Consider the following 25,555-nt stretch of genomic DNA (forward strand, 5'->3'; position numbering starts at 1 on the left):
ACCCGTTAGCCTTGTGCTGCGGATTATCGGCTCTTTTTGCTTTTAAGATAGAAAAGGAGACAAAACCATGAGTAATTCTATTAAAGACAGCGCACAGGCTTTCGCCGTCAATCAAGTGCTGAAATATGTTGACAGCAATCCGCAGGAAGCATTCCCCAAGTTGTTAGATTGGGCGGATAAGTTCGATAAGGATAACCTCTATCTCACACAGCGCCAGCAAATCCGTAAGGTGATGGAGCAGCCTGACAGCAACTGGATGCGCCTGATCAACAGCCTTTGGACGGACATTGATTCTGAAGTCCGCAAAGTGTTCTTCCGCAATTTTATTGTCAATGCATCTCTCTTAGGCAGCCGCAAGCAGGTGGCTAATCGTGAAAAGTACGGCTGCAATATCCCCTGGGCAATCCTGATGGACCCCACTTCCGCCTGCAACCTTCATTGCACCGGCTGTTGGGCGGCAGAATACGGTAATAAGCTGAATCTGAGCTATGAGGAACTGGATGACATCATCAATCAGGCCAATGAACTGGGAACCTATATGTTCCTCTACACCGGCGGTGAACCTATGGTACGCAAGAACGATCTGCTCCGCCTGTGTGAAGCGCATCCTGACTGCGTATTCTCTGCCTTTACCAACGGTACCCTTATCGATGAGAAGTTTGCCGATGAGATGCTGCGGGTGAAGAACTTCTACCCGGCCATCAGCATTGAAGGCTTCGAGGAAGCTACTGATTTCCGCCGTGGCAAGGGTACTTATCAGGCTACTATGCGGGCGATGAAGATTCTGAAAGAAAAGAAGCTGCCTTTCGGCGTATCTGGGTGCTATACCAGCAAGAACATCGACTCCATCAGCTCGGATGAGTTCTTCGATCATCTGGTGGAGTGCGGTGCGAAGTTCGCATGGTTCTTCCACTATATGCCTGTGGGCAACGATTCCGCTGTGGAGCTGCTCCCGTCTCCTGACCAGCGTGAAAAGATGTATAACCGCATCTGCGAATACCGTAGCACAAAGCCTATTTTCACAATTGACTTTCAGAATGATGCGAAATTTGTAAACGGCTGTATTGCTGGTGGCCGCAACTATCTGCATATCAATGCCAATGGTGACATTGAGCCTTGCGCTTTTATCCATTACTCTGACTCCAACATCCGTGAAAAGACCCTGCTGGAAGCATATCAGTCTCCGCTGTTTATGGCCTATCACGACGGTCAGCCCTTTAATGATAATATGTTCCAGCCGTGTCCTATGCTGGAAAATCCTGAATGTCTGCGTAGCATGGTAAAGAAATCCGGTGCCCATTCTACCGAGTATCAGTCCCCGGAAAGTGTTGACCATCTGTGTGATAAGACTACACTTTATGCAGAAACCTGGAAGCCGAAGGCCGATGAGCTGTGGGCTGCTTGTCAGGGCTGTAGTGGGTGTAAGAAGTGATGGACGGCTATCAAATTTTCACAGATGCCACCTCAGATCTCGCACCGGAGTTAACCGCAGGTCTGCCATCTGTTGAAATGATTCCTATGAATGTTGAGATCGGCGGAACAGAATACTCATATGGTTCCCCGGAAGGAATCACAGCCAAGGAGTTCTACCGCTTGCAAAGAGCTGGGAATTTTGCAACGACCTCACAAATCAACCCAACGATTTATTTTAAGCATTTTGAACCCTGTCTGCGACAGGGAACCGATATTCTGTATCTCTGTTTTTCCTCTGGTCTGTCAGGTACATATCAGTCTGCGTTTTTAGCGGTTGAAGAACTACAGCAGGAATATCCGGAAAGAAGAATCATCTGCATTGATACGCTTGCTGCCGCAGTGGGTGAAGGGTTTTTAGTCAGAGAAGCTGCGAAAAAGCAGAGGGAAGGACTGTCTATTGATGAATTGGCTTCTTGGGTCATGGAACACCGATTAGAGGTATGTCATTGGTTTACGGTTGATACCTTTACCCATTTGAAACATGGCGGGCGGGTTTCAGGTGCCGCAGCCGCAAAGGGAACGGCTTTGCAGATCAAACCGTTGCTTCATGTGGACAGCGAAGGAAAGCTGCAAGCAGTGGAAAAACCTCGTGGAAGAAAAAAGGCTGTTACCACTCAGATTGCCCGAATGGAACAGGGCTGGAAACCTGAACTTGGTAAATCGATTCTGATAGGTCATGCCGATGACCCTGAAGCAGCAGATATGCTGAAAGAAAGGTTGTTGGAACAATTCCCGGATTCTGAGATTTGTATTGCTTATATTGGCCCTATCATCGGAGCACACACCGGTCCCGGCGCACTGGCATTGATTTACTGGGGAAATAATCGATGACGGAGGATTTGTAGATACGCAAAAAAGCATTCTCCATCATAGAAAAATATAGTTTTGTTTAGAGCTGCCGGGTAACTTATGCTCGGCAGCTTTGAACTGTCTGCTAGAAGTAGTAGGAGGTGAACATATGGTTCCGCATGTATTGGGCGTAGGATACGCCTATAATGAATATGAGGTTACTGCTGGCCGATGGAAAGAATTTGAAATTGAATTTGACTATGCTGTATAAACCATTTTTAACCTTGTTTTCCATCTTGTTTTTCCATCTCTTACGGGCAGTAGCAAAGCCAGGCGAGCCAGTCAACGTTCAAGATGAACGGCGCTTTCAGCGCCGCCGTTGACAGTCTCGCCCGTCTTTGCTAATGGGTAATCAAGGCGGGAAAGCCATTTTAGGGCTTTCCCGCCCATTTCAATTTTGGGAGAAGAAAGGCCCCAAAATGAACGAGTGCGGCCAAACACTTTTAGGGATTGGCCACCTTGTCCACCCATCCAGCGGGGCGGCGGGGAACGGTCAAGGCCGGGCGTCAGCCCATTCATTTCAGCCTTGACGGTTTCCTGCCGTCCTGCTACTTTTCCCGGAGTGTGGCCACACATCTGGTCACGGTGTCCAGAGCTTTGGGACTTTTTGTCCCATAGGCCGGGGGCGGAGGACGAGGGACGGGGGCTTTCATAATACGCCCTGTCTGCTGCTGAAATCAGCCCTTTGTTTCCGGCTTACCAGCCCCAAACAAAGCCCTGCTTTCCTGCCGCGTCAAATGCCCTTGCCCTCCCCGGCGGCAACGGTATTTTCAGGGCAACGCCGACAGAGCGTATAACACACTACACTTTGCTCCGCAAAGTCGTGTGCCAAATGGGGCGCTGCCCCCTTTGGAAACCCCCGCAACAAACAGGTGCTATGCACCCAGCCGGGAGCATAGCGCCGTTTGTTGTCAGCAGCCCGTTTCACGGTCTGCGTGTAGTTCCTTGTAAACTGACCTAAAACATTCTTCATAAAATCCATCAATGACAAATCCAGCTCTAAAACAAAGGTTAAAAATATCTTGTATGGAACGATGATAATAAATCTGCTCTTTCGGTTGCCCTTCAATCGCTATATCATAGTAACTGTGCGGTGTCATATATTTTTCAGTCAACGTGACAAAACAAGGGTGTTGCGTTGCAAAGACAAAAATTCCGCTTTCCTGCAACAGTTCATAAACAGCCATAAGAAGTGGTTCAATATCCGTAATATCCATAATTGCCATATTAGAAACTGCTTTCGTAAAGGCTCGATTTCTTTTTAATTCTAATATACTTTTTCTATCGGTCGCATCCGCCACACAAAATTCAATTTGTTTTGCATATTGTGATTGCCGTCTTTTAGCCAATTCTATCATTTTTTTGCTGTAATCAAAAGCGACAACCGAAGCGCCTCTTTGTGCAAGATACGAAGAATAATTTCCATTGCCACACGCAATATCCAAAATGTAATCCGCAGGATTAGGAGATAGAAGTTCCGTTACTTTGGGACGCACTACCTCTCTGTGAAATTCATTAGATTCGTCACCCATTGCATTATCCCAAAATTGTGCGTTCTCCTCCCAGATTTTTTTACTTTCCTCTGTTCCCATGTTCTCTCCCACTCCCCAAATTTGCTTTTTTGCTTCCATTAAATCTTCCTTACTATATTCCATTGTTACCCTCCATAACTTCTGATTGTTGCCGTCTTGACGATTATGTATCTTTACATTACCTTCTGAAACATATGGCGCACCTTGTCCAGGCGGCTGTTTGGACGGCGGGGCTGGATGACCGGCTGACCGACAGCGGCCTGATATCCTTTCAGCTCTGTAAGGCATACGCTCCGCCCGTTGGTGTAAAAGGCCAGATCAGTACGGTATGCCTGTATACAGCGGGCGGGAATCTCGCCAGTAAAGACAACTTCATCCTTTTTTTCCTGGGCCGTTTCGATGGTGGCACAGTATTTCGGTGCATCATGATAAGCCCTGGAAAGGTATTCCTGGGGCGCATAGAGGATGAAGGAGAGATAAGGTTCCAGCAGCTGCGTCCCCGATTCCTTCAATGCCTGTTCCAATACAATCGGGGCCAATGAGCGGAAGTCCGCCGGCGTGCTGACCGGACTGTAATAAAGCCCGTATTCAAAGCAAATCTTACAGTCCGTTACGTTCCAGCCGAACAAGCCCTGCTCCAGCCCGTAACGGATACCATCCCTGACAGCGTTTTGAAAACTCTGGTTCAAGTATCCCAGCGAAACCCGGCTCTCGTATTGTACACCGGAGCCAAGCGAGAGTGGTGTAACAGACAGTCCTATGGATGCCCAAAACGGGTTGGGCGGCACCTCGATATGGATGGTGTGGCTGGCTGCTTTGAGCGGCCGCTCCATATAAATGACGGAGGGTTCCTTTACCACTGTTTCAAGCTTGTATTTTTCCGACAGCAAAGCGGAAACAACCTCCAACTGCACCCGGCCCAAAAAAGAAAGAATGATCTCATGGGTGATGGAATCCACTTCGCAACGCAAAAGCGGGTCAGTATCCGCAAGTTGCGTAAGAGCGTCCAGCAGCCGTTCTCTTTGCGCTGCCGTTTTCGGCGCAATCGTCGTCCGCAGCATGGGGAGGGGGTCCTCGCGCCACCTTTTACGAGGGAGCCGGGTTTGGTCCCCTAATACATCGTTTAACCTCACGCTGTCGCTGGGAAGGATAACAATTTCACCCTGATAAGCGGTGTCTGTCCGAACAATTTCCCCTTTGGATGGAATACGCATCTCTGTGATTTTCAGCTTTTCTCTCCCGGCCAGGGCCACCGTATCCCGCAGGCGCAGCGTTCCGCTGTATAACCGTAGATAGACACGCCGCTGGCCGCAATCGGTGTACTCAACCTTGAAAACGCTGCCGCATAGGGCGGCGCCCCCCTGTTCCCCAATCGGTTGGAACAGCCCTGTCACCGCATCCATCAACGGTTGAATGCCAAGGCCATTTTTGGCGCTGCCATGATAGACTGGGAACAGGGAGGCGTCTTGAACCCGCTGCTGTTCCTCCCGCGCAAGTTTTTCCCGGCTGATTGGTTCTCCTGCGATATACTTTTCCAATAATTCATCGTTATTTTCGATGACCGCATCCCATGCTTCTATGTCGGTATTTTCCTCCAGAACTATTTCCGGGGACAGCGACACCGTCTGCTTGATGATAATATCGGCGGAGAGCTTATCCCGAACAGACTGAACCACGCTCTGCAAATCAACGCCAGCCTGGTCGATCTTGTTGATAAAGATAACGGTGGGAATGTTCATTTTCCGCAGGGCATGGAACAGAATACGGGTCTGGGCCTGCACGCCATCTTTAGCGGAGATCACCAAGATGGCCCCATCTAAAACAGCCAAAGAGCGGTACACCTCCGCCAAAAAATCCATGTGGCCGGGCGTATCCACAATGTTAACTTTACATCTGTGCCACTGGAAGGAAGTGACTGCCGCTTGAATGGTAATCCCACGCTGCCGCTCCAAAAACATGGTGTCCGTCCTCGTTGTCCCTTTTTCGACGCTCCCCGGTTCTGAAATGGCTCCGCTGGCATATAGCAGGCTCTCCGTCAAGGTCGTCTTTCCAGCGTCTACATGGGCAAGAATTCCAATATTGATTATTTTCATGTGATTGTCCTCCCTTTACAGCCCCAAAGGGCATAAAAATCCCCAGCAGTAAAATACTTTTACCACTGGGGATTATAAGTTGCGGACATACACATATACAGCATACACCTGTTTGTGATTGCTGTTTTTGGGGATATGTCAAAATTGATAAGGCAAAAGTATTCTTAAATTGGGTACAAAAAACTAAGCCCCTACAAAAGGAGCTATCATAATCCTTTGTTCCCACTATTTGATTATAGTTTTATTTAAGAATACCTTGCCGCATATTTTTTACTCCTTTTCTGGATTAAATCATTGTATCACATCAGTTTTAGGAAAGCAAGTACCTAAAAGAAATTTTTCTTCCCCTTATATGTAACAATCATACCGGCTTCCTAGCGTTCAGAATGTTTTCTGCTGTCTGCTGTGGTGTTTGGTTGGAATTGTCCAACCAAAAGCCGATCCGTGGTGTTGTCTGCATTTTACTAAATACAAATTCAATGTATACAGAAAGATATAAGGAGTGGGAGGGATTCCGCCGTAGTTGGCATTGTAGGAAAATCCAAAAGTTTAGATTTTCCCACAATGCTTATCTTTTGGTCTTTGGTTCGGAATAGTGTAGTGCTGGCGGTCTATCTCTTGTTTTCGGTTGCTTGCTTCCTTACCGTACATGAGCATTAGCGTCAGCTTTGAAATATGATTAGTAGTTTCGTCTCATGCCGATTTTCTGCGCTAAAAATGGGCATAATAATAGGCCAGTACAGGCTGGGCATCCCCAGGGGTACTGGTCTATGTAATCATTCAACAAAAATAGTTAACCAAATATAACAGATATCATTTTCAAACTTATAAGTTTAGATTATCATAAATCACATGTCCCAGTCGCATCGTTTCCTCCTGCTTTTATCTGTCAATTTTAAAAAGCTTTGCTGTTACATTTGATATCATCACAGACAATACTGCTCCAATAGCTATGACTATAATAAGACTCCATGCAGGACTTGCAGTCATAAGACCATCAGCATAGCCGGCAGGCATTTCTTCAACGGCACATTCATAGGTATAGTCTCTGTTAAACCAGATTTGTCCGTAATAACCAAAACTTGAAAATGTCATGATCACAGTAGCTATCACGTCTCCTGTCCAGTTATACTTAAAGACTGCACGTACTGCCTCGGCAAGGACTGTTATGATAATGACTGGTATTACATGCCATGCCACAGCATCCTGGATCAACAAAAGTAATAGAATCATTGCAAGCCCAAGGCACGTTGCTACTCCTGGAGCTTTTACCTTTCTGAATGCGTATATGATGATTCCAGAGAGCAGTATTCCTGCCGTAATCTGATAACACACAAACAGTACCGGCGTAATCGCTCCCGTAACGCACACAATCGCTGTTCCTACTGCATACAGAACTGCATAAAGCAGCATCCATAATGCACTCTTTTTGTTCCATTCTTTCATGATGAGTTTTCTCCCTTTAAGTTAATTATTTTTGTTAGCATTAACTAACCCATAAAACAAAGAAAGTCCCAGTCTCCCGGGATCTACCTGTATGTTTTATAAATAAGTTCGGCAAAAATAAAACAAAGAAAGCTTCCAAGCAGCATACACCATATAGTAATCAGATTTCTTTCTCCTATACAATATCCATATATTAATCCAAGTACACTTACTGTCATCCCAAGAGTGCCGCCGAGAACAAGTGCTCCAAATCCTCTTAGAAGTCGCACTTTAGGGAGTCTTCTGTCAAGATGTGCAAATCTTTCAGAAACAAGCTCTGCTATTCCGATCATCATGAAAATAGCCGGTATTACTGAGATCACAATGATCCCGAATAATCCCCATGAAGAAATGAAATCCGGTTTTACGATAAAACACCTTACAAGACATGCTATGTAAATAATCCACCCAACGTTTCCCGGAATGTCATAGGCCATCCATCTCGCATTCGAAATATCTGTTACGTAGATTCTGTCCTCGCAGGGTTTCCACGGAATACAGCGGTTTACCTTAGTCTTATATGTCTCATATTCAGCACCATATAAATCCAAAAGCCACTTCTCTTCCGAGTTAATAAGGGTAATCGTCATAATAATCCAGTTTATCACCGGCAGGACAAGCATCCATATGTTATGCCACATAAGGGTGATGCCTGCAAAGGCAATCCACCAGCCGCTGTACATTGGGTTTCTGACCCATGCATATATTCCGTTTGTCTTAAGTTTATTGCTCTCTATATGATCATCCATATCTGAACGAACCGCACCGGTAAACCATATAAATATGCCTGATATTATCAGTAAGGCTCCCATAATCCTGAACACCATTATCCAGGGCATCTCCAATATCCCGATTTTAAAAACATATCCAAACAGTATGATACCTGCCAGTGTGGTCAATCCCATCCCAAAGATCATATATGGCCCTATTCCAAATAACGGTAGCTTTTGCCCATCCTTGTTATAATTCTTTAACACTTTTCAAGGCCTCCCGATTTCCAAATATACAAACAAAAACCAGATAATCATGCTCTCGCTCATGAGTCCGTTAGTAAAGGCTATCCCCTCCGCAAAAGCAAAGGCAGCCAAGGAGTTCCGAGATGAGATTCAATTGTTTTTTGTCAGTTTCATTTAATTGACCTTTTCTTATCTGTAAGAGTTAGTGCACAAACCAAATACAACACGAGCCACCCCAGTGATTCTGTCCCAGAGTCCAACCCTTCTGATATCAAATTGAGCAGATTTCCAAAAATCACACCAAAAACAGGGCAGAATATGATCATCCATTTTTTTACAGGAAGCATACCCTTAATAACCATTCCAATCCATCCTATAGTCACAAATAGATCGCAGACCACAAAACCGGCCAGCAATGGAATAAGTTCACTTTTCAGAACCCTGATCGTCATACCGACAGATGCTTCAATATCGCCCGTTGCTTCCATTCCTGTATTAAAAACAACCGGCAGGATGCATATGCCTATATGAATAAAGGCAAAATACAAAATTCCTCCCCAGTTGGCAACCTTGAAAAGCTTATATAGTTTGGAATTCTTTAGATTATATTCATCCTCCATAATCCTCATCAATTCTGTTGCAGCATAGGCAAACATCGCTGCACACAAAAAACCGAGGATTGATGATACTGCATATCTCCAATCAGGAGCCACATTCCAGGATATTCCCATATAGGCATCCGGATCTGATGTTGTGCCGATTGTACCGTATCCAAGAAGATAGTCCCCAATAATAGCAAGTACCATTGCATAACATCCGAATAATATTCTTTGTTTTGACTTCATCGCTTACCTCCCTAAGAACATATTAAATAAGTGTACATATTAAGGCTCCCAAAGCAGAAATCGCCGGGAATACAACCAAAAGCTTAAGTAGCTGGCTTTTTATGTTAAATCCATACTTCCTGCCGTGGCTTACGCTTTCAATTTCCGGAAAGTAAAACTGAAAGAAGTGAAATTTTAACAGCAGAAAGTAGTCAAGGCAAATCATGTCAAAGAGCTTGTATATTGTGAAGATCATTACAAAACGCAAAAAGAATTGCCAAAATGAATATTCACATCTAAAGCCGTCCCAAGTAGAAATGAACAATGCTCCTATTATCATTACTACACTAAAAATCATTAGCATCCATCCTATAGCCTTGGCTCCATAAAACAGCTCCTTATCCCTTGGCTTTAATACTTCCCTAAATTCTTTTGGTGCAGATGAAAACAGCTTTGTGTCCTGAATAAATGCAACTCCGGCAAACATCATAAGTGCGACTGCTGCACATACTACTATTGCTAAAAATATGGTTAATAACATATCTGTTCCTCCATCTTACTTTCTGGCAATAACGGTTATCCACGGTTTGCTCTTATGATGATCGGATTTAACCTTACTAAATCCCGCTGTCTTAAGTGCATCCTCTATTTCTTCTATGGTATGACATTTCATTCCTTCAATGATCTTCTCAAATTTTAGGCTGGTCTCATCAGTACCATCGGACTCATTTACTATCATGAAGGTTCCACCCGGTTTTAAAACCTTTGCAACCTGCGCAAAGCACTCCTTCAATCCAGGCCAGAAATATATAGTTTCAAATGCTGTTGCCAGGTCGTACTCTCCCTCCGGAAGAGTCAATGCAGAAACATCTCCCTGCCTGACCTCACATCGGCCATTCTTTATCGCGTCTGCATTGTAAGCAGATGCTTTACTTACAGAAACATCAGAATAATCAATCGCTGTTACATGTGATGATGGATACCTCTTAAGAAGTTCTCCGGCATTTCTTCCACCTCCGCATCCTATCTCAACTATTTCCTCGGGCGCTATGTTTTTAAGATGTGACATGCCCCAATCTGCCATCTTGGCATGTCCTCCATTCATGCCATTTACCATCATCTTCCCAAGAAAGCCTTCCGGTTTTCTTGTCTGACTCACATAATCTTTAAAAAGTCCCATTTCTTACTTCCTCCCCATTAAAATAGCTGAGCCTGATAATCCCATCCAGGTTGACTCCCATTTAGTCATGAACATTCCGCTTGTTGTATCTATAAGCTTTACATCGTCATATCCCATGTCTTTTAGCTTCTGTACAAATGCCTGCATATCACCGTATTTTACCTTTGACATAATGTCATGGATTGCAAATGTGCCGCCCTTCTTTAAAGTGCGTAATGTCTCCAAAAGGATCGCCTGTCTGTCACTGCTTGGAATATTGTGATATACATAGTTGCTTGTTACTGCATTAAAGGTCTCATCTTCAAAAGGCAATTTACACGCATCTCCCTGCATAAAAGAGGTATTGCTTACACCTTCTGCTTCAGAATTGCTCTCACAAAGTTTTTTACTGAATGAAGCATACTCCTTACCCCATCTGTCAATTCCTATAAAAGATGCCCCCGGATTCTTCTTGGCACAGGCTATGGTAAGAGCTCCACTTCCGCATCCAACATCAAGCCCCTTTCCACCATCAGGAATGCTTACATAAGAGGCTACCCCTTCAATGATCTGTTTTGACATCTGGCGCTTACCGTTATAAGAAAAAGCTCTGTACATCAAATACATCCATATAGTCACAGCACAAAAAATAACTGTAAGAATCAAGAGCACAATTCCAATAACTCTTTTTGCGCTTCCTTCCGGTACTATTGGAGAGACCCCTAAAATAAGAAAAAGGACCAGTGAAGCTATCATTCCGCATCCAGTTCCCATCACCATACCCTTGGGCATCCAGTTTTTATAATCTGCTTTCATATGCTTTTTCCTCCGCTTCTATCCATATATATAGACATTATAACTCTTTTTGTTAGTCACTGCTAACTATAATTTCAAAAAAATATCAGCTACTATAGTTAAGCAGCTGATACCATGTTCATGACCGTGAGTGCGATTCAATTTTTGTGAATATGAGTGGTGCAAAGAATATAACACCAAAATACATAATAGCGTTTTGCATAAAAGCCGCCACCCATGCAATTGGTATGATTGAAGAAACTCCCGCAGCTATTATCGCCATTAGGAAATATAGGAGAATAGCTGTCACAGCTCTGATAATCCTGTGTCCGAATGTCAAATTCTCTGTGCTAAAAGCAATGTATTTTTCTTCCAGTATCCAGGCCGCTAAAAATCCTATAGCCAAACCAGCCTTACTGGCAAATGATGATATTGAGCGCAAAGGATCATACAAAACATTTCCGGAAGCATCGAGATCAATAGGATACTCTTTCATACTTACAAATAATAAAGCAAGCATTATAGTAACAACCGCAATCACACAAAAGATTATGCGATTCTTTTCCGAGCCATCTATTTTCTTCTGTATAAGGCATGTCAAAGCAATTCCAACAATAGCAATAAATAAACCTGCTAAAACATCCTGCGGTGTATGAACCCCCAAATAGTTCCTAGAGAATGCAACCAACAGTATCACACAGATGCATATTATGGATAGCAATTTCTTTTTGCGATAAACATACGCAAGAGAACCAAATGCTGATGCACTCCCTTGGGTATGACTGCTTGGGAAAGAATAATCTCCTGCTCCCTCAATTGCTTTTGCCGAAGGATTTATCAATTCCGAACGAATCCAAGGCCTATAAACACAGAATAAACATTTTACAAATACATTTATCACCGATGCTATCACCAGTGAGATCCATATAAACTCTCCTTTTTTCTTATCAACACAAAAGAAAACAATCATCGGTATAAGCAGAATAAGAATGCCTCCGGCCATATCGGTGATAAGTTGCATAAGATTATTAATCCATTCGGGTGCGCTCTCCCTAATTTCCTGCAAAAACAACAAATACTTAATATCCAAACAAGTTACTCCTCCCATCTGTTCACTTACACCATCATGATACACTAATCAAGTATAATTGCAAATAAACGAAGTATTCCGACCTAGGGAATGGACCTAGTGAACGGAGTCATAAATAATATGGGTTCTTAAATGATGTTTACTGTTGCAATAATTAGTATTTTTTTAGTATTACTCTTCATTACTATTTCCTTTTGGGTCTATTATTACATCAGATTTCCACAATCTCGCCTGCTTTTACATGAACATCCTTATCGCCATATGTGAACCAAACGTCTATAGCCGAAGGGTTCTTACACATTGTCATATCTGTATTAAAAATGAGTTCTGAAAATGCCTTGCAGTAATCATATACTTCGATATTAGTTGCATACCAGATATCGTCTCTGCCTGATACGTATTCGCAGAACTTCTCGATTACGTCCCAGTTGTCTTTCTCTTCAAACTCATAGCTGTGTCCCCAGAGATAGAATAACATTGGAGACCAGCTGTTCTTAGCTTCAACGAAGCGCTTTGCAAGGTCCATAAGCTGAGGATCAGCGTGGTGGCATGTTGCAGGGAGTCTGAGCCAGTCTGTTGGAATACGGAAGTCATGAGTTGAATTTACAGTTCTTGCATAGCATATGCCGCAGTTTTTAAGAATCTGTACACTTGCATCATCGTAGGCTCCGTATGGATAAGCAAATCCTCTTACAAATGTTCCGAATACTTCCTCGAGTTCTTTACGATCTCTTGAAATCTCATCTGTAGCAATATTAGAAGGAAGGCCTACGAGCGCTGCATGTGTATAGGCATGAGCTGCGATCTCCCAACTGCTCTTACTATATACTTCCTTGAGCTTACTAAGAGACATTCTTCTATGAATAGTTCCGGGTTCATATGTTGTGCCCTCTTTGGCAAAAGCGCCGCTGTTTAAGTTAAAGGTACCCTTAATGCCATATTTATTAGTGATCTCTACAAGTCTTTCGTCCTGTTCTACGCCGTCGTCGTAGCTTAAAGTAAGCGCCTTTGGAAGGCCGCCCGGGAATCTCATTATCATGTTAGCCATTGTCATTTTCTCCATTCCATATATCAAAAATATATGCTTCCTCTTCAGTTTCATGCTCAGACCGTAAAGTAGATCCGAACCTTACCTCCACCAGTCTCCTTAGAATTAGCAAGAACAATCTCGCCGCCGTGCTCCTTAGCAGCTTTCTTTGCAAAGAATAGTCCGATACCATAATGAGAACCGCCTGTTCTACTGGAATCATCCATAAAAAACTGCTCTGTGCCATGGGCAAGAGCTTCAGGTGTGAAGCCGCTTCCAGAATCCTCAACAGTAAAGGCAAGTTCTAAGCCATTGTAAGTTGCTATAATATTTATTATACCGCCCTTAGGGGTATGCTCAGCAGCATTCCTCACAGCATTCATAACAGCCCTGACAACGTGGTCGTACACTACGCTGATAATGACCTCGCTATTTTCATCATCCGGCACCGCCTGTACATTTGCATCTTTTACAGGTGAAAACTCTTCCTTCCAGTTAATCTGAAGCTGATAAACTTCTGAAAGCCCCATAGTCTGCTTTTTGATATCAGCCAGAATCTCAGAAGCCTTCACATTGACAGGTGCCTGCTCGATACCCTCCTGAGATTTCGTAACTTCTATGAGGGTCTGCACATAGTTCTGAATCTGAAGTGCACTTCCCGAAATATAGTCCGCATAGTTCTTCTGCTCATCCGTAAGTTCTGTCTCTAATAAAAGCTCGGAATTGCCGCGAACTACTGTAAGAGGAGTCTTGATATCGTGAGCAAGAGCTGACATCTGCCTGCTCTTTTCCTGCTCAGTCTCCCACTGCTTCTGAAGCGAAGTCTTAAGCGCATATCGCATGTCATCCAATGCCACCAGGCATTCATCAATCTCCCTGACACCTGAATAATTTATCTTAAAATCCAGGTTCCTGTCGCCGATCTGCTCTAAGGCTCCCCTCATAGGAGTCATCTTTTTTCGGATAACCGATCCGAATCTCTTTGCAAAAATCTGCATGATTCCAATACAGCAAAAAAAGATGAATAATATCATAAGATTTTCAGGGCTTGGCAGATGTTCATTCATCCACATTGACTTATACTGAGACTTAAGTCTGTACTGTAAGACAACATATTCATCCTTGCGGTGAATAACCTTATAGAATTTACCATCACTATAATTATTATTTGATAATACCTTCCATGCAGTTTCCACATCCTTTTGGCCAAGATTCCCTGAAAGGACTTCTCCATCCTCTGAAAAGACCACATAGCGGCATACTTCAGGAATCAGATCTTCCGTCACTTCACTTGCTGTTTCAATCTGTTCAAAAGCTTCATTTATCCTATATTCAGCATAGTTGGCCGGGTAGATCACTCCGGCATTTATAAGAAGACCAAACGCAAAATAAGAAATAGCAGCCCATATAATGAGTGCAAATCCCATAAAAAAAGTATAGGCCTCAAACATACTTCCAAGCCCCAGCATCCCCCTCTTATTCCTTTTATCCTTGCTCTTTACTCTTCCCATTTATATCCAATCCCCCAAACTGTCTTAATCGGCATATATTCGTAGCGCAAGAGCTTCGTTCTTATATTTTTGATGTGCGTGATTATCGTGCTGTCACTACTCTCACTGTCGTACCCCAGTACCTTTTCCAGTATCTGTTCTTTGGAAAAAATCTGACCGCGGTTCTTTGCCAGAAACTCGCATATGTCATACTCAGCCTTTGTGAGATTTATTTCCTTTTCATCAATCATCATCTTTCGTGATTCAAGCATAAAGCAGATCCTGCCAAGTGATAGTCTTGCCACGTGTTCACGCTTTTCTCTTCTAAGGTGCGCTCCGATCCTTGCACGAAGTTCCATAACTCCGAAGGGCTTGCAGATATAATCATCTGCGCCAAGGGCAAGTCCGTTTACAAGACTTCCCTCATCCGTCTTAGCTGTGATAAATATAATCGGACAATCAACTACATTCCTTATCTTTGAACAAAGTTCAAAGCCGTCAATTCCGGGCATCATCACGTCCAGTAATATCAGGTCGAAGCGTGATAGCTTATCCATCTTTAGTTTCGTAGGATCATCAATTTTTGTAACTGTGTGAGAGTCCTTAACAAGAACATTTCCAATCATGTTTAGAATGGCTTTTTCGTCGTCAACTGCAAGTATGTTTGCCATATTCTTCATCCTTTTTGTATAAATATTTGAAGCCATTTATTCAGAAATCTTACTACCTTCGTAGTTTGCAGCAAAAACATAATATCCGGCAAAGCATACAATGACAACTATCAGGTAAATCGGTGCCTGTGACTTAATCTGAGAAAGCGCCGATCTATTAGCAAGCTCGTATACAAGGTATGCATCAGGCATTTTAGTTGCCCATGAAAACGGCACGACCTTCCATACATACATACCTAGACCGGTAAGGAAAAGTGCACTGATAAGTCCTGAGAGCAGTCCTGCACCTATCGCAAAAGCTTTTCCAAAAACAAATGCAAAAATCTCAAATATCAGATAAAGCGGAATCGCGGAAAGCCACATCACAAGAGAAGCTATAACAAACACTCCCATTGAAGCGCTGCTCTGCCCGTGAATCATATTAAAGCCGGATCCGAATAAAACTGCTGTGAATAACAAAGCCAATAGACCAAGTAAAAGTAATGCTACTACCTTTGAAAAAAGTGCTGCAGTCTTACTTCTCAAAGTAAGAAGATTCTGGAACGCTCCAGCATTTTGCTCCTGCTCCATTGTACTTGCAACGAAGATTCCAATCAATACAGGAAATGCAGATCCAAGAGCCTGATAAAAAGCAGTTATCTTATCTATCTCTTCCCATCCGGAACTAGCATAATAAGCAAGAAACACCGCGCTTACCAGTATCGGGATTATGATATGACTGATTGTCACGGGACTTCTTTTCATTTTATAAAACTCTGCACGAAGACATCTAATAAACATTATTATTTGACCTCTCTTTTTTCAAACCAGTTAAGATACAGATAAGTTAAAACCACAAAGTGGGCCAGGGCAATGAGAATGCCGGGAAAGATTACAGTAGTGCTAAGAAGCGGATCTTCTGCCTGCGTTCTCAAGCCGTTTGGAAGTATATGAAGAAGCGGAGTAACAATTCTATTGGATATTGCGGATACAAATAAAAACCATTTTCCTGAAGGTGCCACACTTACTCCAAGCACAGTTATGAACAGGCAGGCTAAGAGTTCAACTACCATTCCGAATTTTTCACTAAGGAATAAGAACAGCGGTATCTGCCAAAGCACTGCGATAGTAAGAACGACAACTGTTACAGCTGCTCCAATTACCGGAACACTTGTTGTTAGAAAGGCGCCACCCATGGTAGCTCCCGCAAAGAGCACTACATTTGATATAAGTACAAGGATTCCAAGATAGGCTATTTTCCCAAGCATCAGTTTTCTTTTCTCCATAGGAAGAGTCTTGATGTTGTAGTATCCGTTTTTCTTTTCCCTCATTACAGAAAGATAACTTACGATAGCGATCATCCCCGGAAGAATAAATACATACCACCAGTTCCATGCACTCTCTGCGTATGCGTTTTCTATTCCGTTTGTAAGCACAAACGCCATTACAAGTGCGATTATTGGGAATGCAAATATGAGTTTACTGCTCATAGTTCTCTTTGATTTTAAAAATTCTGCCTTTATTATGTTAGTCATTTCTTCAATCCTCTCATCTATTCTGTTAGGTAATTGGTAATTATGCGATATTCTGCAGCTTACGGTTTTGCTTAACAACATCCATGAATAGCTCTTCAAGATTCTGTCCCGGAAGAAGCTCGCCTTCATATCCCAGCACTCCGTCTGAGATTATTCCGATGTAGTCAGCACACATCTGAACCTCTGATAGGATATGGCTTGACAGGATCACTGTGATTCCCTTTTTTGGAAAAGATCTTATAAGTTCTCTAAGTTCTTCAATTCCGATAGGGTCAAGTCCGTTTGTAGGCTCATCCAGAATAAGGAGCTTGGGATTTGCAAGAAGCGCAAGTGCTATACCAAGTCTTTGCTTCATTCCCAGTGAAAACTGACCAGCTTTCTTTTTGCCTGTGTTTGTAAGTGAAACTGTTTTTAAAACTTCATCAATCCTGCTCTTGGGAGCTCCAATAAGGATCGCTCTTACTTCAAGATTCTCTCTTGCTGTGAGATTTTCATAAATCGGCGGATTCTCGATCAGTGCTCCAATCTTATCAAGAACGCTTCTGTTCCAAGGCTTCCCATCGTAGATGATCTCGCCGCTTGTGGGCTTCATGATTCCTGTTATCATCTTAAGTGTTGTTGACTTTCCTGCACCATTTGGTCCGAGAAGACCGTATACGCAGCACTTGGGTATATTAAGTGAAACTTTATTAACAGCTTTCTGATCTTTAAATGTCTTACAAAGTTCGTTAGTTTTAAGCATCATTTCCATTATTTTTCCCCTTTATTTTCAAAGTATATTTGTTTTTGTTATCGCGTTTTTTCAACCTGAAAAGAGAATACAAAGAAAAATAAAGATTTGATGAAGATTATCAGGAAAAAAAAAAAGCCCGAAAATATCAATGACAAAGTAATCTTCTTAGTCATTGACATTCCCGGACGGGTTCTGCATCTTCTGAAAATACTGACCGGATATCCCCGGCACTGTCTTAAGAGGTAATAATATACTCTATACTCTTACTTCTTGCCGTAACACTCTGTTACCTTGTAACCAAGATCCTCAATTTCCTTAGTAATAAGGCTATCATCAACATCTTTTTCATAACGGACAACAGCCTCTTTTTTACGCAGATTCACCTTAGCTGATACGCCGTCTATTCTGTTAATGGTGCGCTTAACTTTATTAGAACAGTTCTCGCAGTGCATCCCGTCTATCTTGAACACTTTAGTCTGGATTACGGGTCCAGAGAGTTTCTTATCAGGCTCTTTCTCAACTGATCCGCCGCCTCCGCAGCATCCTCCCTCCCCTTTAAAGTGACTTATACTACCCTTTAGCGCTATGAAAACAACTGCCGCAAGAATAGCTATGACAATTACATTAGAAAAAGACATTGATGTTCCTCCTGTGGATAATTAGTTACATTTATTAGGTCGCAACAAGTTAGCAATCCCTAACAATTATAGCACTTACTTCCCATTTTGAATAGCTGTAGGATCTAGGGCAGCAAGCTTTGGCTTACTTATTGCGATATTTATTATAGCGTAGTTTAATCACTTCTTCCGATGAATTAATCAATAATGATAAGTAATAGGCAAGAATTACATAGTACGCTATTTATTAATGTATTAAGATATACAAAGAGTCTTTATATATACAATAGATATATTCTACAATAGATATGTTTTTTTAATTATAGTATCGTATTACGGAGGATATTATGAATCTCAAAACCGCCTATGAACCATATTTTAAGATTGGCGCTGCTATCTCCAGAGTCAATCTCCATACCAAGGCTCACATGGAGCTTCTTACAGATCAGTTCAACAGCTTCACTTGTGAGAATGATATGAAGCCCATGTACTACCTTGACAAGAATCTTAACAAGGAAGACCCTGACAAGTACAACCTTGAACCTGCCCTGACTTTTGAAAACGCCATCCCTTATCTTGAATTTGCCAAAGAACATGGCATAGCCATGCGCGGCCATACCCTTGTATGGCACAATCAGACTCCCAAGTGGTTCTTTTGTGAGAACTACAACGAGCATTTTCCGCTTGCAAGTAGAGACACTATGCTCTCTAGACTTGAAAACTATATAAAAGGTGTACTTACTTTTGTTCAGTCCAATTACCCTGGTGTTATCTATGCCTGGGATGTTGTCAACGAGATAGTTGACGAGGGAGATTTCAGGAAGTCACTATGGACCAGGACTGTTGGTAATGACTTTTTTATCAAAGCATTTGAATATGCAAGACGATACGTATCCGATGGTGTTGATCTTTTCTACAACGACTACGAGACAGCTCTTGACTGGAAGAGAGACTTCATCATAGCCAATGTTTTAAAACCCCTTATTGACCAAAAGCTTGTAGACGGAATGGGCATGCAGTCTCATCTTCTTATGAATCATCCTGATCTTGATGATTACAAGAAGGCTATAGAGAGCTACGGCGCTCTTGGTCTTAAGATCCATATAACTGAGCTTGATATGCACAATGCCGACCCGTCAGATGAGTCCATGCATAGTTTGGCTCTACGATACAGGGACTTCTTCAAGATCTACCTTGACGCTGTAAGATCAGGCAAGGCCAATATCACAAGTGTCACATTCTGGAATCTTAGAGATGAAGATAGCTGGCTTACTGGTTTTAGACGTGAGACAAGTTACCCTCTTTTGTTCAAAGGAAAGTGTGAAGCCAAAGAGGCTTACTATGCTGTGCTTAGCGCAGTGCTTCCCGGTGACAGAGCGGATGCAACGGATACTGCAAGTTCAGAGGATCCTATAGCTGCATATATATCAGATGGTATAGACAGATGGGCTCCTGACTATCCGGAAGCTGATTATGAGCTTCAAGGTATGCCTCAAAACGGGCCAAGGATGAGGATACAACGTGATAATATCTGGAAGGATGGCGAGTATACCTACGAAGCAGCTTACGGCTTTGTTCCCAATGTCTTTGCATATCTTCACCCGGATACTGATAAGCGTCCATGTATGCTGGTAGTACCCGGAGGCGGCTATTGCATGTGCTGCTCTCATGAGGGCGAGCTTCCTGCAATGGAGTTCTACAAACGCGGGATGAATGTACTGGTTCTTAGCTATACAACTGATATCACCATGTCAGTTCCTCTTAAAAGACAGCCCCTTGAAGATATCTCAAGAGCTGTAAGATTTATAAGAAAAAATGCTGACAGATACTGCATAGACCCTGACAATCTCTATATCATGGGCTTTTCTGCAGGCGGCCACGTATGCGGAAGCCTTGCAGTTCATTTTGATGATGTCAAGGATATTGATCCTACATACAACGAGATATCCAACCGACCTACCGGCGTCATCCTGTCCTATCCTGTTATCACTACAGGCGAGTTCACTCACAAGGATTCAGTCAAGGCTCTTCTTGGCGATGATCCTACTGATGAAGAGCTTGAGTACTTCTCTTTGGAAAAACAGGTTAAAGGTAACACACCGCCTTGTTTTATCTGGCAGACTCAGGAAGATGGTCTTGTCCCTGTAGAGAACAGTTATCTCTTTGCCATGGCACTGCGCAGGCATAAGGTTCCTTTCGCCCACTATGTGTTCCCAAGAGGACCTCACGGCCTTACAATTGCCAACGATACCTTCTTCAAAGGCTGGTCCGGCGGGGATTATAGCATGGAGCAGACCATGCGGGCGGCTTTCAGTGTCAAGGAAGGTAAGGGAGTCAACGTTTCAGAGCAGAGGAAGAAGGAACTCATCGAACAGTTCTTTAGCGGCAATGAATTCCAAGAAAATGGAATCGATATGAGCCTTAAGGCCGATGTAGGCCTATGGTCAGATCTTGCATGGGCGTGGATATGTGGTGATAAGGCATAAGTTCTTAATAATAAGTTCTTATGTAAGATATGGTATGATATTAGATATCGGATTCTAGTGTGCTGACTCGTTCGATTTATATACAAGGAATAAAATCGAAGGCAATGTAATCATTGTCAAGATTTTATGACGCAATAGATAAATTCATAGACAAGCAGTTTTATTAAATATGAATAAGCCGGTATGCCGGTCTATAAGCTATATTAAGATTATAGTTTTGATGATTTTAATAAAAGTCATTTAGGAGCCTGATTCATGTCCAATATCACCAAACGTGCACTTGAAACTTCACTCAAGAACCTTCTTTTAAAAAAGCCTGTCAATAAGATCACCATAAATGATATAACCGAGGATTGCGGCGTCAACAGAGCCACTTTCTATTATCATTTTCAGGATATATATGCCCTGATCGAATGGTCTTGTGAAGAGGATGCAAGGAAGGCCTTATCAAGCAATACGACCTATGATACCTGGCAACAGGGCTTTTTGAATGTTCTGAACGCAGTAGAAGACAACAAGCCATTTATAATCAATGTCTACCGCCATGTAAGCCAGGAACAGATCATCCAGTACCTGTACCGGGTAGTATATGATCTCCTGATCAATGTAGTAGAGGAATGCGCTCATGGGATGACTGTCAGAGATGAAGACAAGAAATTCATTGCTGATTTCTACAAATACGCCTTTGTAGGTCTGACTCTGGAGTGGATCAAGAGCGATATGAAGACTCCTCCAAAAGAGATAGTATCTCGCCTAAGTGAACTTATTGACGGTGACATCCCCCGCATGCTTGAAAAGTGCAGGCTGGATGTCCCTTTAAGTAGAACGTGATCGGAATTTTCATAGCTATTTAGGTAATTTAGCTTTTACATGCGCTTTAATTTTTGTATCTTATTTGGATATATTTAATGATTTTGATTATTTAGACAGTTATGTCCTTTTGTTGGAAAAATAGTCATTTATGCATTACTATCGTCTTTTTAGATACTCTGTATCTTTCGCCTATGGCAGCTATAAGCAGAACCTCCTACACTTTAATTGTACCCAAAAACAGTGCAATTACAGTGTTATGGAGGTTCTTTTATGTATTATTCAAGTGGTAACTATGAGGCATTTGCCCGTCCTAAAAAACCTGAAGGAATTGAACATAAATCCGCCTACTTTATAGGAACCGGACTTGCAGCGCTTTCTGCAGGATGTTTCCTTGTGCGCGACGCACAAATGCCGGGAAAAAACATTCACTTTTTTGAGCGTGATCCCATCGCCGGAGGCGCCTGCGATGGATGGAACTATCCGGAGATTGGTTATGTCATGCGCGGCGGTCGTGAGATGGACAACCATTTCGAGGTTATGTGGGACCTATTCCGCTCTATTCCATCTATCGAAACAGATGGAGTCAGTGTCCTTGACGAGTACTACTGGCTTAACAAGGAAGATCCCAACTATTCTCTGTGCCGCGTTACTGAGCATCAGGGCCAGAACGCCCATACAGACGGCAAATTCAACCTTAGCGACAAAGCATCAAGGCAGCTAACAAAACTTATTTTCACACCTGATGAAGATCTGGAAGAAAAGCGTATCACAGATGTTCTGGATGACGAAGTTCTGGGCAGCGATTTCTGGACATACTGGAGGACTATGTTTGCATTCTATAACTGCAACAGTGCTCTTGAGATGAAGAGGTATATGCAGCGCTTCATCCACCACATCGATGGTCTTCCGGATCTACGTGCTCTTCGCTTTACCAAGTACAATCAGTATGAATCCATGATTCTTCCTATGGTCAGATATCTGGAAGCTCACGGAGTACAGTTTCACTTTAATACACAAGTCATGGATGTTGATTTTGATATTCATGATGATATAAAAATTGCAAAGCGCATAGAACTATACACAGCCGGCCAGAAAGATTACCTGGACCTTACAGAGGACGATTATCTGTTTATCACCAATGGAAGTAATGTAGAGAACTCCTCCATTGGTGGTCAGGATCAAGTGTGTGAATATCACAAAGAGATCCGCCCGGGTGGTTCATTTGATCTGTGGCGCAAGATTGCTGAAAAGGACAGCTCTTTTGGTCATCCGGAGAAGTTCTATGGCAATCCCGAAGAATGCAACTGGATGGGTGTCACTGTCAATACATTAGATGGCAAGATCCTGCCCTATATCAAAAACATATGTCAGCGCGATCCACTATCCGGCAAGGTTGTAACCGGCGGAATTGTTACAGCAAGGGATTCGGGATGGCTACTTAGCTGGACTATCAATCGCCAGCCTCAGTTCCATTCCCAGCCCAAGGATCAGTGCCTTGTATGGCTCTATGGTCTTTATACAGATCGTCCGGGTGATTATATCAAGAAGAAAATGCGCGACTGCACCGGCAAAGAAATATGCATGGAATGGCTGTATCATCTTGGCGTTCCCACAGATCAGATCGAACAGCTTGCTGCAAACAGTGCAAAAACAATCCCGGTAATGATGCCATTTGCAAGTGCTTACTTCATGCCGCGTACAGCAGGAGACAGACCAGAAGTTGTGCCTGACGGCGCTGTGAACTTCGCTTTTATCGGGAATTTTGCAGAAGTTCCAAGAGACACCGTATTCACAACTGAGTATTCTATACGAACTGCAATGGTCGCTGTCTATACTCTCATGAATGTAGACCGCGGAGTACCGGAAGTCTGGGGCAGCATCTATGATATCCGGGATCTGCTAAAGGCTGCAGTCAGCATGCGCGACGGAAGGCCCCTTACTGACATGAAGCTGGGCTTTAAGGAAAAGATCGCCCTTAGCAAACTCCTAAGTGCTATCAAAGGAACAGATATTGAGAAGCTTCTAAAAGAGTATGGAGTAATATAAAAAAGTATAGAGTAATATAAAAAGGCCGCCCCAGAGTGACAGATTGCTGTGATCTATCACCCTGGGCTTTGGCCCTTTTACCATCTCCAGCTGTTGTTATAGGTCTTATGACTATTTGTATTATATTCGTAATCATAGTAGTTTCGGTCATTACGCTTTGATTTGGCCGCCAAATCTGCACCTGCCATCATGAATATCAAAAACAGTACTGCAGCAAGTGCCACCACTATGAACAGGTATATCTTTTTACCGAGTTTATTATCTATATAATCTTCATTATTATCAGGATACTCAAGTTCCTCATCATCCAATGAACTAAACAGATCATCTATACTGCCATCACTACCAGCTTCTGTGTTATCATCATATTCCTCTGCAATCTCTGTCAGATCATATGTCTCAGAGTAATCTGCTGTTAATAACTCTACATCCGGGTCAATGTTCTTGACAAGGCTTTGGAGATTCTGGTCATTACCTCGGTAGTAGCTGGTATTAGCATTGGTATGGGTATAGGTGTCAGCTTTTTTATAGGTTTCTGCATTGTTATAAGCATCAGACTCCGATTTGCTGACATCCGGTCTTCTGTTGGTATATTCTTTGGTAATAACACTACTGCCTGCTGCCCCGCCGGATACATCTGTTCTAGCTACATGCTCACTTTCTGCTGCCCTACTGATTGTATCTGTTCTTGCTATATGCTCGCTATCTGCTTCCTTAAACTCAGCTTCAAACTTGAATTTATCATCTATACCCTGATAACAATACTGGCTTAATTTCAAAGCGTATTTGCCAATATAGAAGAAGAACCTGCTGATATAAAATTGTATTTTAGCTCCTAAGAGTTCTGCCTTATCATCATATTCTTTCTCATTGAAAAATACCGGAGCTTCATTCTCGTTATCTTTACCATTCTCTATGCCATTATCTTCGCCGCTTCCATCTATTCTGACATTTTCTTTATCACCAGTTGCGGCGCCATTATTATTCCTGTCTTTTACGCTTCTTCTATTCCCAGTCAGTATGAGATTGATCTCATATTTGGCACCATCAAAAGCTTTGAACAAATAGTAAAGGATTATGCTTAGATAATAGCAAAGCCTTCCAAGATAATAGAAAAGCTTACCAATGCAAAATATTACTCCGGTCTTTAGATCTTTGACATCTTCAGCGGTAAATTCTTTTTCTTTAGTAGAATTCTTCTCATCATCAGAAGATGGCTCATCACTTTCTTTTGTACCAGCTTCATTAGGAGCTGCTTTCATGATCGGAGTCTGAATATCCATCCAGGAGTTTTCCGATGCTCTATCATCTTTCGTAGACCCACTTGTATATTTATTGTGTACAGATTCATTCGAGCTTAAGTTATATTCCTCGCTTGATGAACTTCCTCCAAATATATTCAGATTAGCTTCTTCATCAGATATTTTTTCACTGGAAAGATTAAGATCATCATCTTGGGTGAATATGGTGTCTGTACATGAATCCTGAGTCTCTTCTCTTGCATATTCGCTCTCTTCCACTCCTGATGTTTCAGGACGTAAAAGGGAATGGTCGGAAGTATCCAGCGCTCCGGTATCCGGTACCTCTTCATTGCTGACTTCCGCATTTAGAAGCGTATTCCTTAGCTGCTCATTGATCTTACTTACAGCTTTCGCTTCATCCTGTCCCTGATACAGTACTTCCTTGGATCCGTCCTCAATATTTTTATATACTATAAAGTCACTAGTCCAATAGTCTTTGTAAACGCCATATGCATTAGGTCCGATATGATCCGAACCAAGATAGAAGCCCAGCTGATATAGATTAATTCCCCTTTGCGCACATAGATCTTTTAATTCCTCGATAGTCACAGGTACTCTGCTATCTTCATTCTCCCACATTTGTTACTTTTTTCTCCCTATA

At 42.7% G+C, this 25,555-nt stretch carries 22 protein-coding genes; 5 read left to right on the forward strand and 17 right to left on the reverse strand.

What is annotated here, in order from left to right; translation table 11 throughout:
• The first annotated feature begins 67 nt into the window (after positions 1 to 67).
• Complete coding sequence (locus I7804_RS14740) at positions 68 to 1,432, forward strand: radical SAM protein (RefSeq protein WP_002587447.1); 1,365 nt, start codon at positions 68 to 70, stop codon at positions 1,430 to 1,432.
• A complete protein-coding gene (locus I7804_RS14745; RefSeq protein ID WP_248404001.1) occupies positions 1,432 to 2,304 on the forward strand; it encodes a DegV family protein in 873 nt (290 codons plus the stop codon). Before I7804_RS14740 ends, I7804_RS14745 begins: the two co-directional genes overlap by 1 nt.
• A 929-nt stretch (positions 2,305 to 3,233) precedes the next feature.
• Here I7804_RS14745 and I7804_RS14750 read toward each other — a convergent pair.
• The 16 genes from I7804_RS14750 to I7804_RS14825 form a co-directional block, all read right to left on the reverse strand.
• Positions 3,234 to 3,977 carry a class I SAM-dependent methyltransferase gene (locus I7804_RS14750; RefSeq protein ID WP_248404002.1) on the reverse strand — a complete coding sequence of 248 codons (744 nt, stop codon included), beginning with the start codon at positions 3,975 to 3,977 and terminating at the stop codon, positions 3,234 to 3,236.
• 50 nt (positions 3,978 to 4,027) lie between these two features.
• The gene (gene tet(W), locus I7804_RS14755) at positions 4,028 to 5,947 is read right to left on the reverse strand and encodes a TetM/TetW/TetO/TetS family tetracycline resistance ribosomal protection protein (protein ID WP_248404003.1); all 1,920 of its coding nucleotides are present in this window, start codon (positions 5,945 to 5,947) and stop codon (positions 4,028 to 4,030) included.
• A gap of 882 nt (positions 5,948 to 6,829) precedes the next feature.
• Entirely contained in the window at positions 6,830 to 7,393 is a 564-nt protein-coding gene (locus I7804_RS14760; protein WP_248404004.1) for an MptD family putative ECF transporter S component, read from the reverse strand.
• An 83-nt stretch (positions 7,394 to 7,476) separates the two neighbouring features.
• Entirely contained in the window at positions 7,477 to 8,409 is a 933-nt protein-coding gene (locus I7804_RS14765; protein WP_248404005.1) for a methyltransferase family protein, read from the reverse strand.
• 149 nt (positions 8,410 to 8,558) lie between these two features.
• The gene (locus tag I7804_RS14770; RefSeq protein WP_248404006.1) at positions 8,559 to 9,233 is read right to left on the reverse strand and encodes a DUF6796 family protein; all 675 of its coding nucleotides are present in this window, start codon (positions 9,231 to 9,233) and stop codon (positions 8,559 to 8,561) included.
• Positions 9,234 to 9,255: 22 nt separating this feature from the next.
• Positions 9,256 to 9,753, reverse strand: a complete 498-nt coding sequence (locus I7804_RS14775) for a hypothetical protein (protein ID WP_248404007.1) — start codon at positions 9,751 to 9,753, stop codon at positions 9,256 to 9,258.
• 15 nt (positions 9,754 to 9,768) lie between these two features.
• Positions 9,769 to 10,392 (reverse strand): class I SAM-dependent DNA methyltransferase, encoded by a 624-nt coding sequence (locus I7804_RS14780; RefSeq protein ID WP_248404008.1) that lies wholly within the window; start codon positions 10,390 to 10,392, stop codon positions 9,769 to 9,771.
• Between the two features lie 3 nt (positions 10,393 to 10,395).
• A complete protein-coding gene (locus tag I7804_RS14785; protein WP_248404009.1) occupies positions 10,396 to 11,187 on the reverse strand; it encodes a class I SAM-dependent methyltransferase in 792 nt (263 codons plus the stop codon).
• Positions 11,188 to 11,305: 118 nt separating this feature from the next.
• Positions 11,306 to 12,256, reverse strand: a complete 951-nt coding sequence (locus I7804_RS14790) for a phosphatase PAP2 family protein (RefSeq protein WP_248404010.1) — start codon at positions 12,254 to 12,256, stop codon at positions 11,306 to 11,308.
• Positions 12,257 to 12,467: 211 nt separating this feature from the next.
• A complete protein-coding gene (locus I7804_RS14795; protein WP_248404011.1) occupies positions 12,468 to 13,304 on the reverse strand; it encodes a polysaccharide deacetylase family protein in 837 nt (278 codons plus the stop codon).
• A gap of 56 nt (positions 13,305 to 13,360) precedes the next feature.
• Positions 13,361 to 14,794, reverse strand: coding sequence for a sensor histidine kinase (locus I7804_RS14800; protein ID WP_248404012.1), 1,434 nt, complete (start codon positions 14,792 to 14,794; stop codon positions 13,361 to 13,363).
• Positions 14,782 to 15,444 carry a response regulator transcription factor gene (locus tag I7804_RS14805; protein WP_248404013.1) on the reverse strand — a complete coding sequence of 221 codons (663 nt, stop codon included), beginning with the start codon at positions 15,442 to 15,444 and terminating at the stop codon, positions 14,782 to 14,784. The genes I7804_RS14800 and I7804_RS14805 overlap by 13 nt, the downstream gene beginning before the upstream one ends.
• A gap of 36 nt (positions 15,445 to 15,480) precedes the next feature.
• Complete coding sequence (locus I7804_RS14810) at positions 15,481 to 16,224, reverse strand: lantibiotic immunity ABC transporter MutG family permease subunit (protein WP_248404014.1); 744 nt, start codon at positions 16,222 to 16,224, stop codon at positions 15,481 to 15,483.
• Positions 16,225 to 16,226: 2 nt separating this feature from the next.
• Positions 16,227 to 16,958, reverse strand: a complete 732-nt coding sequence (locus I7804_RS14815) for a lantibiotic immunity ABC transporter MutE/EpiE family permease subunit (RefSeq protein ID WP_248404015.1) — start codon at positions 16,956 to 16,958, stop codon at positions 16,227 to 16,229.
• Between the two features lie 40 nt (positions 16,959 to 16,998).
• Positions 16,999 to 17,709 carry a lantibiotic protection ABC transporter ATP-binding protein gene (locus I7804_RS14820; RefSeq protein WP_282570433.1) on the reverse strand — a complete coding sequence of 237 codons (711 nt, stop codon included), beginning with the start codon at positions 17,707 to 17,709 and terminating at the stop codon, positions 16,999 to 17,001.
• 245 nt (positions 17,710 to 17,954) lie between these two features.
• Entirely contained in the window at positions 17,955 to 18,329 is a 375-nt protein-coding gene (locus tag I7804_RS14825) for a heavy-metal-associated domain-containing protein (RefSeq protein ID WP_022755024.1), read from the reverse strand.
• 326 nt (positions 18,330 to 18,655) lie between these two features.
• On the opposite strand from I7804_RS14825, the gene I7804_RS14830 reads away from it, so the two are divergent.
• The 3 genes from I7804_RS14830 (at position 18,656) to I7804_RS14840 (ending at position 23,653) form a co-directional block, all read left to right on the forward strand.
• Entirely contained in the window at positions 18,656 to 20,794 is a 2,139-nt protein-coding gene (locus I7804_RS14830) for an endo-1,4-beta-xylanase (protein ID WP_248404016.1), read from the forward strand.
• A gap of 255 nt (positions 20,795 to 21,049) precedes the next feature.
• Positions 21,050 to 21,625: a TetR/AcrR family transcriptional regulator gene (locus tag I7804_RS14835; protein WP_022758777.1), complete on the forward strand. Its 576-nt coding sequence runs from the start codon at positions 21,050 to 21,052 to the stop codon at positions 21,623 to 21,625.
• Positions 21,626 to 21,877: 252 nt separating this feature from the next.
• Entirely contained in the window at positions 21,878 to 23,653 is a 1,776-nt protein-coding gene (locus tag I7804_RS14840; RefSeq protein ID WP_248404017.1) for an oleate hydratase, read from the forward strand.
• 77 nt (positions 23,654 to 23,730) lie between these two features.
• Here the strand turns inward: I7804_RS14840 and I7804_RS14845 are convergent, their stop codons facing one another.
• Positions 23,731 to 25,533 carry a hypothetical protein gene (locus I7804_RS14845; protein WP_248404018.1) on the reverse strand — a complete coding sequence of 601 codons (1,803 nt, stop codon included), beginning with the start codon at positions 25,531 to 25,533 and terminating at the stop codon, positions 23,731 to 23,733.
• Between the last annotated feature and the right edge of the window lie 22 nt (positions 25,534 to 25,555).

This window comes from Butyrivibrio fibrisolvens (assembly GCF_023206215.1).
Classification (GTDB): domain Bacteria; phylum Bacillota; class Clostridia; order Lachnospirales; family Lachnospiraceae; genus Butyrivibrio; species Butyrivibrio fibrisolvens_C.